General features: G+C 70.3%; 14 protein-coding genes and 2 tRNA genes. 9 read left to right on the forward strand and 7 right to left on the reverse strand.

Features of this window, described 5'->3' with window-relative positions; all coding sequences use genetic code 11:
- Positions 1-7: 7 nt before the first annotated feature.
- From AB0I94_RS05425 to AB0I94_RS05435, 3 genes are all read left to right on the forward strand, one after another.
- Positions 8-81, forward strand: a tRNA-Met gene (locus AB0I94_RS05425).
- A 232-nt stretch (positions 82-313) separates the two neighbouring features.
- Entirely contained in the window at positions 314-2,134 is a 1,821-nt protein-coding gene (locus AB0I94_RS05430; protein WP_363308082.1) for a tetratricopeptide repeat protein, read from the forward strand.
- A gap of 163 nt (positions 2,135-2,297) precedes the next feature.
- Positions 2,298-2,371 (forward strand) — tRNA-Met (locus tag AB0I94_RS05435).
- Between the two features lie 164 nt (positions 2,372-2,535).
- On the opposite strand, the gene AB0I94_RS05440 is transcribed toward AB0I94_RS05435, so the two are convergent.
- Complete coding sequence (locus AB0I94_RS05440) at positions 2,536-2,952, reverse strand: Fur family transcriptional regulator (RefSeq protein ID WP_363308083.1); 417 nt, start codon at positions 2,950-2,952, stop codon at positions 2,536-2,538.
- A 157-nt stretch (positions 2,953-3,109) separates the two neighbouring features.
- Between AB0I94_RS05440 and AB0I94_RS05445 the strand changes: the two genes are divergently transcribed.
- Positions 3,110-4,579 carry a catalase gene (locus AB0I94_RS05445; protein WP_363308084.1) on the forward strand — a complete coding sequence of 490 codons (1,470 nt, stop codon included), beginning with the start codon at positions 3,110-3,112 and terminating at the stop codon, positions 4,577-4,579.
- 80 nt (positions 4,580-4,659) lie between these two features.
- On the opposite strand, the gene AB0I94_RS05450 is transcribed toward AB0I94_RS05445, so the two are convergent.
- Positions 4,660-5,058, reverse strand: coding sequence for a CBS domain-containing protein (locus AB0I94_RS05450; protein ID WP_363308085.1), 399 nt, complete (start codon positions 5,056-5,058; stop codon positions 4,660-4,662).
- Between the two features lie 146 nt (positions 5,059-5,204).
- Positions 5,205-6,005 carry a histidinol-phosphatase gene (gene hisN / locus AB0I94_RS05455; RefSeq protein ID WP_363308086.1) on the reverse strand — a complete coding sequence of 267 codons (801 nt, stop codon included), beginning with the start codon at positions 6,003-6,005 and terminating at the stop codon, positions 5,205-5,207.
- A gap of 162 nt (positions 6,006-6,167) precedes the next feature.
- On the opposite strand from hisN, the gene AB0I94_RS05460 reads away from it, so the two are divergent.
- Positions 6,168-6,773: a TetR/AcrR family transcriptional regulator gene (locus AB0I94_RS05460; protein ID WP_363308087.1), complete on the forward strand. Its 606-nt coding sequence runs from the start codon at positions 6,168-6,170 to the stop codon at positions 6,771-6,773.
- Between the two features lie 21 nt (positions 6,774-6,794).
- Here the strand turns inward: AB0I94_RS05460 and AB0I94_RS05465 are convergent, their stop codons facing one another.
- From AB0I94_RS05465 to AB0I94_RS05480, 4 genes are all read right to left on the reverse strand, one after another.
- Positions 6,795-7,118: a multidrug efflux SMR transporter gene (locus tag AB0I94_RS05465; RefSeq protein WP_160507132.1), complete on the reverse strand. Its 324-nt coding sequence runs from the start codon at positions 7,116-7,118 to the stop codon at positions 6,795-6,797.
- Between the two features lie 109 nt (positions 7,119-7,227).
- Complete coding sequence (gene rsgA, locus AB0I94_RS05470) at positions 7,228-8,241, reverse strand: ribosome small subunit-dependent GTPase A (protein ID WP_363308088.1); 1,014 nt, start codon at positions 8,239-8,241, stop codon at positions 7,228-7,230.
- A gap of 16 nt (positions 8,242-8,257) precedes the next feature.
- Complete coding sequence (aroA, locus tag AB0I94_RS05475) at positions 8,258-9,574, reverse strand: 3-phosphoshikimate 1-carboxyvinyltransferase (RefSeq protein WP_363308089.1); 1,317 nt, start codon at positions 9,572-9,574, stop codon at positions 8,258-8,260.
- Between the two features lie 43 nt (positions 9,575-9,617).
- Entirely contained in the window at positions 9,618-10,340 is a 723-nt protein-coding gene (locus tag AB0I94_RS05480; protein WP_363308090.1) for a M50 family metallopeptidase, read from the reverse strand.
- Positions 10,341-10,389: 49 nt separating this feature from the next.
- Between AB0I94_RS05480 and AB0I94_RS05485 the strand changes: the two genes are divergently transcribed.
- The 4 genes from AB0I94_RS05485 (at position 10,390) to rsrA (ending at position 13,109) form a co-directional block, all read left to right on the forward strand.
- Positions 10,390-11,205 (forward strand): SOS response-associated peptidase, encoded by an 816-nt coding sequence (locus AB0I94_RS05485; protein ID WP_363308091.1) that lies wholly within the window; start codon positions 10,390-10,392, stop codon positions 11,203-11,205.
- A 1-nt stretch (position 11,206) separates the two neighbouring features.
- Entirely contained in the window at positions 11,207-11,866 is a 660-nt protein-coding gene (locus AB0I94_RS05490) for an alpha/beta family hydrolase (RefSeq protein WP_363308092.1), read from the forward strand.
- A 221-nt stretch (positions 11,867-12,087) separates the two neighbouring features.
- Positions 12,088-12,768 carry a sigma-70 family RNA polymerase sigma factor gene (locus AB0I94_RS05495; RefSeq protein WP_361181605.1) on the forward strand — a complete coding sequence of 227 codons (681 nt, stop codon included), beginning with the start codon at positions 12,088-12,090 and terminating at the stop codon, positions 12,766-12,768.
- Positions 12,765-13,109, forward strand: coding sequence for a mycothiol system anti-sigma-R factor (gene rsrA, locus AB0I94_RS05500; protein WP_363308093.1), 345 nt, complete (start codon positions 12,765-12,767; stop codon positions 13,107-13,109). Before AB0I94_RS05495 ends, rsrA begins: the two co-directional genes overlap by 4 nt.
- Positions 13,110-13,212 lie beyond the last annotated feature (103 nt).

Consider the following 13,212-nt stretch of genomic DNA (forward strand, 5'->3'; position numbering starts at 1 on the left):
ACAACGGCGCGGGGTGGAGCAGCTCGGTAGCTCGCTGGGCTCATAACCCAGAGGTCGCAGGTTCAAATCCTGTCCCCGCTACTAAAAGACGAAGGCCCGGATCCTTATCGGATCCGGGCCTTCGTCGTGTATGTGGTCGTGTGTGCGAGGGGTCCGTGGCGTCGTGCGCTGGTCTGTGCGAACCGTGCTCCGCGCGAGGGGAGTTGGGGAAACTGTGTTTCACTTATCTCTCTGTGGGCAAGTCGACAAAACGCTGAAGTGACCTCACTGGCTGCGGTATACCAGGTGTACCCAGGTTGCAGGTGGTGCGACGATGGACGTTATGGGGGACAAGGCAACTCTGTTGGAGACAGGGCGGTTTGTGCAGCCGGCCGACCGGGAGGATCCCGGGGCGGCCGCCGAAGAATTGCGCCATCGGCTGGCCGCCGAGGCCGGAGACGTCGACGCGATGAGCGTCCTCGGAAGCCTTCTGCTGCGCCGCGGTGATCTCGACGGTGCCGAGTCCATGCTGCGCGCGGCGACCGCCGAGGGCGACCGCGCCGCGGCCAACAACCTCGGAGTCCTCCTCCACCAGCGCGGATACGCCGACGAGGCGGCCGGTTGGTGGCGGGTCGCCGCCGTCGCCGGTTCCGCCGCGGCGGCGCACGCGCTCGGGCGCTACCACCGCGAGCGCGGCGACGAGCCCGCCGCGGAGTACTGGCTGCGGCAGTCCGCCGAGCAGGGGCACGCCCTGGGTGCGTACGCTCTCGCCGATCTCCTGGAGCACCGCGGTGACGTCGGCGCCGAGCGCTGGATGCGCGCGTCGGCCGAGCGCGGTCACCGCGAGGCGGCCTACCGCATCGCCCGTGCCCTTGACCGGCGGGCCACCGCCGAGCGCACCGACACCAAGACCCCCGCGAAGGCCGACGCCAAAGGAGCACGTTCCGCCGCGGCCGAGGCCGAGCAGTGGTACCGCCAGGCCGCCGCGCGCGGCCACCGGCGGGCCGCGCTGCACCTCGGCGCGATCCTGGAGCAGCGCGGCGAGCTGAAGGAGGCGGGACGCTGGTACCTGAACTCCGCGAAGGACGGGGAGGCGCGTGCCGCCTGCGCTCTCGGCTTCCTGCTGCGTGACGCGGGCGACGAGGAGAGCGCCGCCGTCTGGTGGCTGAAAGCGGCCCAGGACGGCGACGGGAACGCCGCGAACGCCCTGGGCGCGCTGCACGCCGAGCGGGGCGAGACCCAGACCGCCGAGCGGTGGTACAGGGCGGCCATGGACGCGGGAGACGTGAACGGCGCGTACAACCTCGGTCTGCTCTGCGCCGAGCAGGGGCGGACCGTGCAGGCCGACCAGTGGTACAGGCGTGCCGCGTACGCCGGTCACCGCGAGGCCGCCAACGCGCTGGCCGTGCTGCTGCTCCAGGGCGGCGACGCGGCGGGCGCCGAGCCGTGGTTCTCCAAGGCGGCCGAGGCGGGCAGCGTGGACGCGGCCTTCAACCTCGGGATCCTGTACGCGTCCCGTGACGACGAGGACTCCGCCCTGGCCTGGTACGAGCGTGCGGCGGCCGCCGGGCACACCGAGGCGGCGCTCCAGGTCGGCACCGCGCGGCTGCGGGAGGGCGACGAGCGGGACGCCGAGCGGCATCTGCGGTGTGCGGCGGGCGGCGGCAGCGCGGAGGCGGCGTACCGCCTGGGCACCGTGCTCGACGCGCGGCGGTCCGCCGCGGGCCCGCCCGCCCTCGGGGAGCCCGCAGCCGAGAAGACCGAGTGCGAGGAGTGGTACGAGCGGGCGGCCCAGCAGGGGCACCGGCGTGCGCAGGTGCGGGTCGGGATGCTGGCCGCGGGGCGCGGGGATGTCGTCGAGGCGGCGCGGTGGTACCGCCTCGCGGCGGACGCGGGCAGCCGGAACGGCGCGTTCAACCTCGGGCTGCTGCTCGCCCGCGAGGGCAGTGAGCCGGAGGCAGCGCTGTGGTGGACGCGGGCCGCTGACGCCGGGCACGGGCGGGCCGCGCTCCGGCTCGCGCTGCTCTACGCCCGGCGCGGACAGCTGGTCGAGGGGCAGCGGTGGGCTTCGCGTGCGGTGGAGCTGGGGCCCGCTGAGGTCAGCGAGCGAGCCGCTCGCTTGCGCGAAGCTCTTCAGCAGGAGCTGACTGCCTGACCCCTGCGCCTGCCCTCCTTCTCACTTGCGGCTGTCGGGCGGGTGCAGGCTGGTGGGCGGGCTGTGCCCACTCGTTCCGCCCTGCGGAACGCCTGCCCACAGCAAGGCGCCGGAACGGATTTGCGCTGGTCGTCGCGTCTGACGTACGGTTACAACACAACGGCGCGGGGTGGAGCAGCTCGGTAGCTCGCTGGGCTCATAACCCAGAGGTCGCAGGTTCAAATCCTGTCCCCGCTACTAAAGGCCAAAGGCCGGGAAGCATCAGCTTCCCGGCCTTTGGTGTGTTCCGGGGCGCTATCACGAGGGAAGAGCCCGGCGTGAACCACGCGTCCGCAGGGCGCGCGAAAGCCCCCGGTGCCATCGGCCACCGGGGGCTTTCGTCAACGTACGAGCAAGAAGCGCTACGCCGCCGCGCAGCTCGGGCACGTGCCCCGATATGTGACGTCCGCGCCCTCGACCGTGAAGCCGAAGCGCTCCGAGTCGGGGAGGCTGCTCAGCGGGTTGCCCGTGGGATGGACGTCACGGATCGTGCCGCACTGCGCGCACACCAGGTGCTGGTGGGGGCGGTGGGCGTTCGGGTCGTACCGCTTGGCCCTGCGGTCCGTCGAGACCTCGATGACCTCACCGAGGGTCACCAGCTCACCCAGAGTGTTGTAGACGGTCGCGCGGGAGATCTCGGGCAGTTTGCCGACGGCGCGCGCGTGCACCTCGTCCGCCGTCAGGTGTACGTGGTCCCCGTCGAGGACCTCGGCCACGACACGGCGCTGCGCGGTCATGCGCCAGCCGCGTCCGCGCAGTCGTTCCAACAGGTCACTCATGAGCACCAGCCTAACAGGTGAGGGACCAAGTCCCGACGAGGTGTGACTTTGGATGTTCACTTGACTTAGACAATGTCTATCGTAGGATCGAGTTCGGCAGAAGCCAAGGGCATCGGCTGACACCAAGGGCTACGCCAAGGGACAGGACTTGCAGGAAATGACGCAGGAGGCGCACGTGACGCAGGGACCGCTCACCACGGAGGCCGGCGCGCCGGTCGCCGACAATCAGAACAGCGAGACCGCTGGTGCAGGCGGTCCGGTTCTGGTCCAGGACCAGGCGCTGCTGGAGAAGCTCGCGCACTTCAACCGCGAGCGCATCCCGGAGCGCATCGTCCACGCACGTGGCGCCGGCGCGTACGGCACCTTCACGCTGACCCGCGACGTCTCGCAGTGGACGCGCGCGAAGTTCCTCTCCGAGGTCGGCAAGCAGACGGAGACCTTCCTCCGCTTCTCCACCGTCGCCGGCAACCTCGGCTCCGCCGACGCCGTGCGTGACCCCCGTGGCTTCGCGCTGAAGTTCTACACGGAGGAGGGGAACTACGACCTGGTCGGGAACAACACCCCCGTCTTCTTCATCAAGGACGCCATCAAGTTCCCCGACTTCATCCACACGCAGAAGCGCGACCCGTACACGGGCTCGCAGGAAGCCGACAACGTGTGGGACTTCTGGGGCCTGAGCCCCGAGTCGACCCACCAGGTCACCTGGCTCTTCGGTGACCGCGGCATCCCGGCGACGCTGCGCCACATGAACGGGTACGGCTCGCACACGTTCCAGTGGAACAACGAGGCCGGCGAGGTCTTCTGGGTCAAGTACCACTTCAAGACCGACCAGGGGATCAAGAACCTCACCACGGAAGAGGCGGTCAGGCTCTCCGGCGTCGACCCCGACTCCCACCAGCGCGACCTGCGCGAGGCCATCGAGCGCGGCGAGTTCCCGTCCTGGACCGTGCAGGTGCAGATCATGCCCGCGGCCGACGCGGCGACGTACCGCTTCAACCCGTTCGACCTCACCAAGGTGTGGCCGCACGAGGACTACCCGCCGATCGAGATCGGCAAGCTGGAGCTCAACCGCAACCCGGAGAACATCTTCGCCGAGGTCGAGCAGTCCATCTTCAGCCCCGCGCACTTCGTGCCGGGCATCGGTCCCTCCCCGGACAAGATGCTCCAGGGCCGCCTCTTCGCGTACGGCGACGCCCACCGCTACCGCGTCGGCATCAACGCCGACCACCTGCCGGTGAACCGCCCGCACGCCACCGAGGCGCGCACCAACTCGCGTGACGGCGCGCTGTACGACGGCCGCCACAAGGGCACGAAGAACTACGAGCCGAACTCCTTCGGCGGCCCGTTCCAGACGGACCGGCCGCTGTGGGTGTCCACCCCCGTCACCGGCGGCACGGGCAACCACGAGGCGCCCTCGCACGCCGAGGACAACGACTTCGTGCAGGCGGGCAACCTCTACCGCCTGATGTCCGAGGACGAGAAGGGCCGCCTGATCGAGAACCTGGCGGGCTTCATCTCCAAGGTCTCGCGCGACGACATCGCCGAGCGCGCGATCAACAACTTCCGTCAGGCTGACGGAGACTTCGGCAAGCGCCTCGAGGCCGCGGTCCAGGCCCTTCGCGGCTGAGATCGCTTGTCGCAGGGAGAAAAGGCGGGCCGGATCCCTTCGGGGGGTCCGGCCCGCCGACCGTTCTCGGCGAAGAGTGCTCAGGCCGTGAGTGTGGGCGCCTGCTGCCTGCTCGGGGCCCAGCAGCGGATGATGTCGCGGACCGAGACGATGCCGGTCGGTTCGTTCCCGTCCATGACGATCAGGTGCCGGAAGCCGCCGTGCGACATGGCGTCGGCCGCCTCCTCCAGGGTCCAGGACGGAGCGGCGAAGACGACATCGGTCGTGGTGTGGGTGCCGGCGGTCTCGGTGTCGGGGTTCTGGCCGAGGCCCAGCGAGACGAGGACGTCGCGCTCGGTCAGGATTCCCAGGCTGGTGTCGGCGTCGAGGACGACGGCCGCGCCGACGCGGCGCGCCGCCATCAGCCGGGCCGCTTGGCGCAGTGTGTGGGCGGGACCGATGGTGAGGACCATCGTGCTCATGGCGTCGCGGACGAGCATGGGCTTGAGCCACCTCCTGAGTGGACCGCAAGAGAAGCGATTCACAAGTTCACAAGTGGGGGAACTCTTAGAGTCGCAGGCCTGCGGGTCCTCAACAAGGGGGCGGGTGCTGCCGGTTCAGGGCGTACGCGCGCGGGGCGTACGCCTCAGTAGCGCTGGTTGAGGTAACCGAGCAGCTCGTCGTGGAGCAGGCCGTTCGACGCCGCCGCGTTGCCGCTGTGCGGGCCCGGAATGCCGTCGAGGCCGGTGAAGGTGCCGCCCGCCTCGGTCACGATGATCGCGGTCGCCGCCATGTCCCAGAGCGAGAGCTCGGGCTCCGCGCAGATGTCGATCGAGCCCTCGGCGACCATCATGTAGGGCCAGAAGTCGCCGTAGCCCCGCGTGCGCCAGACCGCGCGCGTGAGGTCCATGAACCCGTCGAGGCGGCCCTGCTCCTCCCAGCCCGTGAGCGAGGAGTACGCGAAGGAGGCGTCCTGGAGCCGCGAGACCTTGGAGGCCTTGAGCCGGGTCGCCGAGGTCAGGCTGCGCCCGGTGAAGGCACCCGCGCCCTTCGCCGCCCACCAGCGGCGGCCGAGCGCGGGCGCCGAGACGACACCCACCACCGGCTGGAAGCCGCCCTCGCCCGCCTCCATCAGGGCGATCAGCGTGGCCCAGACCGGCACGCCGCGTACGTAGTTCTTGGTGCCGTCGATCGGGTCGATCACCCAGCGGCGCGGGCCCGTGCCCTCGACGCCGTACTCCTCACCGAGGATCGCGTCGCGCGGCCGTCCGCGCTTCAGGTTCGACCGGATCAACTCCTCGGCCGTTTTGTCCGCCTCACTCACCGGCGTCATGTCCGGCTTGGTCTCGACCTTGAGGTCGAGAGCCTTGAACCGGTCCATCGTCGCGGCGTCGGCAGCGTCCGCGAGGACATGGGCAAGACGCAGATCATCGTGGTAGTCGGGCATGAGTGAACAGTATCGATCTCGTTGTGCCTGGGCCACAGCACCGTATGTCCGGGCCATTCCGGGACATGACGCATACCGTGCCAGGTCGCGCCGGGGCTATTGACACCGCTTCCGAGCGCGTCAACTCTGGCCGCAGAGCCGCTTCGGCCCCGGGAGGCGACGATGCCCGCAGCACGGGAATCCCTACTGGACGCGGCCAACACGGCGCTCGCCCGCCGACCGTGGCCGGGCGTCCGCATGGTCGACGTCGCGGCCACCGCCGGGGTGTCCCGGCAGACCCTCTACAACGAGTTCGGCAGCAAGGACGGCCTGGCGCGCGCCCTGCTCCGGCGCGAGACCGACGCGTATCTGCACGGCGTGGAGCGCGCGTTGGCCGTGGAGGGCGGTCCGGTGGACCGGCTCACCGCCGTGAGCGCGTGGACGATCGCCGCCGCCCGCGGGAACGCACTGGCCCGGGCCATGCTCACCGGCTGCTGGAGCGAACGGCTGCCCGCACCGACCAGGCCCGGAATCTCCTCCTCGCCCGTACCGGCACAGCGGCGCGCGGACGCGGGCGTCCCCTCGCCCGCCGAACTGCTCGCCCTCGTACGGGACAAGGCGGTGAACGCGCTGAACGGCCGGGCGCGGCCGAAGGACACGGAAGAGCTCGCGATGGCCTGTGAGAGTGCCGTGCGGATGGCGCTGTCGTACGTCGTCGCGCCCTCGCCGGCGGATGAGGACCCCGTGGAACTCGTGCGCGGGACCCTCGGGCGCTGGATCAACGCCTGAGGACGCCGCTCAGTCGCAGGATCAGTGCGCGGAGCCCGACAGCTGCAGGCCGATGACACCGACGATCACCAGCGAGATCGACACGAGCTTGAGCGTGGAGACGACGTCACCGAGGAAGATCATTCCGTAGATCGCGGTGCCCGCGGCGCCGATGCCCGTCCAGACCGCGTACGCCGGGCCCACGTCGAGCTTGCGCAGCGCGAGCGTGAGCAGGCCGAAGCTGCCCAGGGCGAAGGCCGCGAAAGTGATCGTCGGCCAGAGCCGGGTGAAGCCGTGCGAGAGCTTGAGGCAGACCGCGAACCCGGTCTCCAGGAACCCCGCGACGATGACCAGCAGCCACGCCATGTTTCTGCCTCCCGCATCCGTACGTTCGGTGACCGCCTCGTCCGCCTGGGATCAGGCTTGGTGCGATTATGCCTTTGCCGCTGTGCCCGGGGCGCAAACAATGGACAGGTCAGTCGTCGTCGCGTCGCTCACGGGTCGCGAGGAGCCTGCGCAGCGAGTAGAGACGCGCGGGATCCGCGTGCCCCACCTCCACCCACGCGTCGAGCGCGCAGTCCGGCTCGTCGTGGCTGCACGCGCGCGGACACTCCTCCGTCCCCGGCACCAGGTCGGGGAAGGCGAGGATGACGCGGGACGGGTCGACGTGATGCAGGCCGAAGGAGCGCACGCCGGGCGTGTCGACCAGCCATCCGCCGGGTGAGCCCGCCAGGGGGAGCGCGAGCGCCGAGGTGGTGGTGTGGCGGCCGCGGCCCGTGACGGCGTTGACGTGTCCGGTGCTGCGCCGCAGGTCCTCGGGGACCAGGGCGTTCACCAGCGTCGTCTTGCCCACACCGGAGTGGCCGACGAACGCGGTGACCTTGCCGTCGAGCACCTCGCGCACCCGGGCCAGCTCCGCGCCGTCGGTGAACTCCTCGCGGCTGGTGACGACGTAGGGCATGTCGAGCGTGGAGTAGGTCTCCAGAATCTTGTCGGCGGACGCCAGGTCGGACTTGGTCAGGACGAGGAGCGGGGTGAGACCGCCGTCGTACGCCGCCACGATGCAGCGGTCGATCAAGCGCGTACGCGGCTCAGGATCGGCGAGGGCCGTGACGATGGCCAACTGGTCGGCGTTGGCGACGACCACCCGCTCGTACGGGTCGTCGTCGTCGGCCGTACGCCGCAGGACCGACGTACGCGGCTCGATGCGCACGATGCGCGCGAGGGTGTCCTTCTTGCCGGAGAGATCACCGACGAGCGAGACGCGGTCGCCCACCACGGCGGCCTTGCGTCCCAGCTCGCGCGCCTTCATGGCCATGACGATCCGGTCGTCGACCAGGACGGTCAGGCGGCCCCGGTCGACGGTGAGGACCATGCCGTCGGACGCGTCCTCGTGCTTGGGCCTGATGTGCGTGCGCGGGCGGTTGCCCTTGCGGTTGGGGCGGACGCGGATGTCGTCCTCGTCGGGGTTCTTTCCGTAGCGGCGCATGTTCTGGATCCGCCCGTCAGTTCCCGAGCATTCCGGTCCAGAGGTCGGGGAAGTCGGGCAGCGTCTTCGCCGTCGTCGCGACGTTCTCGATCTGCACGCCCTCCACCACCAGGCCGATGATGGCGCCCGCCGTGGCCATGCGGTGGTCGTCGTACGTGTGGAAGACCCCGCCGTGCAGGCGGCGCGGACGGATGTGCAGGCCGTCGGCGGTCTCGGTGACGTCGCCGCCGAGTTCGTTGATCTCCTTGGTGAGGGCCGCGAGGCGGTCCGTCTCGTGCAGCCGCAGATGGGCGACGCCGCGCAGGGTCGAGGGGGAGTCGGCGAGGGCCGCGACGGCCGCGATGCCGGGGGTGAGCTCGCCGACCTCGCTCAGGTCCACGTCGATGCCGTGGATCGAGCCGGAGCCGGTGAACACGAGCCCCTGCTCGGTCAGTTCGCAGGAACCGCCCATCTCGGTGAAGATCTCCCGCAGCTTGTCGCCGGGCTGCGTGGTGTGCGCGGGCCAGTCAGGGACGATCACGCGGCCACCGGTGACCAGGGCGGCCGCCAGGAACGGCTGGGCGTTGGAGAGGTCGGGCTCGACGGTCAGATCACGGCCGAGCAGGGCGCCGGGGGTGACCCGCCACACGTTCGGCTCGCCGCCCGACTCCGGGGTGTCCACCTGGGCGCCGACCGCGCGGAGCATGTCGACGGTCATCCGGATGTGCGGCATGGAGGGCAGGGCGGAGCCGGTGTGGCGCACCTCGACGCCCTGGTTGAAGCGCGGGCCCGAGAGCAGCAGGGCGCTGACGAACTGGGAGGACGAGGAGGCGTCGATCTCGACCGGACCACCGTCGAGTGCGCCGCCGCCGTGCACGGTCAGCGGCAGCGCGCCGCGGCTGTCGTCGTCGATGCGGGCGCCGAGCGCGCGCAGGGCGTCGATCACGCCGTTCAGGGGCCGCTCGTACGAACGGGGGTCGCCGTCGAAGCGGATCGCGCCGTCGGCGAGGGCGGCGACGGGGGGCAGGAAGCGCATGACCGTGCCCGCGTTGCCCACGTCGACCGTGGCGGGGCCGTGCAGGCCGGCGGGGATGACCCGCCAGGCCTCGCCGGAGCCGTCCGGGCCCACGCCTTCCTCGATGCCGACGCCGAGGGCGCGCAGGGCGCCCGCCATCAGCAGGGTGTCGCGGGAGCGCAGCGGCCGGCGCAGCCAGCCGGGCTCGGCGGCGAGGGCGGCGAGGACGAGGCCGCGGTTGGTGACCGATTTGGACCCGGGTACATGGACCGTCGCGGCGACGGCTCCGCTCGCGTGCGGGGCTGGCCAGAGGGTGCTGTGCGCTGGGTTTGCGGTCATGCCCCCACTTTAGTGGCAGAGAGCTGAGGCAACTCGTCGCTGCTCAGAGGCCGAGCAGCCAGCGACCGCCGCCTATCAGCGAGCACAGTGAGACGGCGTGGAAGAGGAAGAGCCACATCCCGGCGGGCACGTGCGTGAGCCGGGACAACTGATCCGCGTCCGAGTCTCCCGCGCCGCCGCGCCTGCGCTTGGACTGCAGCTCGAAGGCGGGACGTACGCCTCCCAGGAGCAGGAACCACACCACCGCGTACGCGAACGCCGCCTGCACCTGCGAGCTGGTCAGCCAGGAGACGAGCAGGAAGGCGCCGCCTGTGACGATCATCGTGAGGGCGCCGTACGCGTTGCGGATCATGACCAGCATCACGAGGAGCAACGCCGTCGCGAGCCACAGGAACGCCGTGATGTGACCGGCGGCGAGCAGCGCGGCGCCGCCGAGGCCGAGCAGAGGCGGCGCGGTGTAGCCCGAGGCGGCCGTGAGGATCATGCCGAGGCCGGTGGGCTTGCCGCGGGAGACGGTGAGGCCGCTGGTGTCGGAGTGCAGCCGGATGCCGTCGAGGCGGCGGCCGGTGAGCAGGGCGACCAGGCCGTGGCCGCCCTCGTGCGCGATGGTGATGGCGTTGCGGGCTATGCGCCAGACGCCGTGCGGGACGACGACGGCGAGCGCGACGAGGCCGGTGGCGATCACCAGCCACTCGTCGGGGGCGGCCTGCGTGCCGAAGACCCGGTCCCAGAGGTCGGTCAGGCTGGCGTTCGCGGTGCTCTGCATTGCTCGGACCGGCTCCTTCTGACGTACGGGGTCTGGCAGTCTGGCACGTATGTGCGGACGGTATGCATCGAGTCGTAGGCCCGAGGATCTCGCAGGAATCTTTGAGATCGAGAAGTGGGAGCCCGAGGAGGGCCTCGCACCCGATTTCAACGTGGCTCCGACCAAGGAGGTCTACGCGGTCCTGGACCGTCCAGTGAAAGACGCGGAAGACCCCGCCCCGGTTCGCCAGCTGCGCACGCTCAAGTGGGGACTCGTGCCGTCCTGGTCCAAGACGCCCGAGGGCGGCGCCCGGATGATCAACGCCCGCGCGGAGACGGTCCACGAGAAGCCCTCGTACCGCCGGGCCTTCACTTCCCGCCGCTGCGTCATCCCGGCCGACGGCTATTACGAGTGGGTCACCGGCTCCGGAGAGCGCGAGCTGGAGGTCGAGGGCAAGAAGAAGCGCCCCCGCAAGCAGCCGTACTTCGTGACGCCCGCCGACGGCTCGGTCTTCGCGATGGCGGGGCTCTACGAGTTCTGGCGCGACAGGACGCTGCCCGACGAGCACCCCCTCGCCTGGTGGGTGACCTGCACGGTGATCACCACGGAGGCGGAGACCTCGCCCCTCGCGGTCGCCCCCGAGGAAGGCCCGCGCACGCTGGCCGACATCCACCCGCGGATGCCCCTGATGCTGACGCCGGACCGCTGGGACGCCTGGCTCGACCCGTCACGCACGGACGTCGAGGACCTGCGCCCGCTCCTGGAGCCGCCACCGCACGGCCTGATGCGGGCCTACCCGGTGTCGACGGCGGTCAGCAACGTACGCAACAACGGCCCGGAGCTGCTGAAGGAGCTGGAGGGACCCGAGGAAGGCACACTCTTCTGACGTGACCAAGAGTGAGATCGCAGCCAAGAGTGAGATCGCATCGACCGACGCGGGTGACGCACGCATCACCTGGCACCCCGCCCCGAAGGCCGAGGCACGCCTGATCCTGGCCCTCAGCCACGGCGCAGGCGGCGGCATCGAGGCCCGCGACCTCAAGGCCATCGCCGCGGCGCTGCCCGCGCACGGCGTCACCGTCGCCCTGGTGGAGCAGCCCTGGCGCGTCGCGGGCAAGAAGCTGGCGCCCGCGCCGAAGACGCTGGACGTGGGGTGGCGCGGCCTGTGGCCCGCGCTCGCGAAGCCGGGCCTCCCGGTGATCGCGGGCGGACGCAGCGCCGGGGCCCGAGTGGCGTGCCGTACGGCGGCCGAACTGGGCGCAGCCGCCGTCCTCGCCCTCAGCTTCCCGCTGCACCCGCCGGGCAAGCCGGAGAAGTCCCGCGCGGAGGAACTGCTGGGCGCCGGGGTGCCGACCCTCGTCGTACAGGGCGGGAACGACCCCTTCGGGAAGCCCGCGGAGTTCCCCGAAGGACCGTACGAACTGGTCGAGGTCCCCTACGGCGACCACGGCTTCGCGATCCCGAAACGCGCGGACATCACCGAGGACGAGGCCATGACGCGCATCACGGATGGCGTCATCAGGTGGACGGGAATGTTGGGTGCGTGACCTCTGTTGTGCCGAACAGAAGCCAAACGCTGTTGGTACGAGAGGAAGTCCGCCGCATGGGTTCGACCACCTGCCCGGCCCGCTCCAGCACCCGTGACCTGGAATGGACGGTGCTGAGCGCGCCCAAGACCGCTCCTATTCGGGCGGCGGCGGGACCGGATCGTCGTCTATCCTCCGATTCGAGTGGGACTGCTTTCGGTCTCACCACGTCTTTGGAGGAGGTGGGTCCGGTCACTGGGACCGACGCAGGGGCCGAGCAAGGCCAGGCGGAGCGACCCGACGGAAGCGCAGAGACGTCGGCGGAGCGCACGGCGCGCTTCGAGCGGGACGCCTTGGGCTTCCTCGACCAGATGTACTCGGCGGCGCTGCGCATGACGCGCAACCCGGCGGACGCGGAGGACCTGGTGCAGGAGACCTACGCCAAGGCGTACGCGTCGTTCCACCAGTTCCGTGAGGGCACCAACCTCAAGGCGTGGCTGTATCGCATCCTCACCAACACGTTCATCAACTCGTACCGCAAGAAGCAGCGCGAGCCGCAGCGCAGCGCCGCCGAGGAGATCGAGGACTGGCAGCTCGCGCGTGCCGAGTCGCACATGTCCACCGGTCTGCGCTCGGCCGAGTCGCAGGCGCTCGATCACCTGCCGGATTCCGACGTGAAGTCGGCGCTGCAGGCGATCCCCGAGGAATTCCGCATCGCCGTCTATCTGGCCGACGTAGAGGGCTTTGCGTACAAGGAGATCGCGGACATTATGGGGACACCCATCGGTACGGTGATGTCCCGGCTGCACCGCGGTCGTCGCCAGCTTCGCGGCATGCTCGAGGACTACGCCCGTGACCGTGGCCTCGTCCCCGCCGGAGCCGCGTCAGAGTCGTCGAACGAAGCGAAAGGCTCAGGCTCATGAGCTGCGGAGAGCCGCACGAGACGGATTGCAGTGAAGTCCTGGACCATCTGTACGAGTTCCTGGACCGTGAGATGCCGGACAGCGACTGCACCAAGTTCGAGACGCACTTCGAGGAGTGCTCTCCGTGCCTGGAGAAGTACGGCCTTGAGCAGGCGGTCAAGAAGCTGGTGAAGCGCTGCTGCGGCCAGGACGACGTGCCGACCGACCTGCGCGCCAAGGTCATGGGACGCATCGACCTGATCCGCTCGGGCGAGGCAGTGCCCGAGCACGACGTGACGGTGGAGACGGTGACCGCCGAGGGAAGCGTGTCCGCCAAGAGTCTGCGGGCCAAGGAGGCCTGAGCCTCCGGTAGTTGAGCATGAGCAGGTCGTGACGGGAGACCGTCACGGCCTGCTTTTTTCTGCTCACTTGTCACTCGTACGTGCCAATTTCCGCGTGCGGGGC

The organism is Streptomyces sp. NPDC050147, assembly GCF_040660195.1.
Classification (GTDB): Bacteria; Actinomycetota; Actinomycetes; order Streptomycetales; family Streptomycetaceae; genus Streptomyces.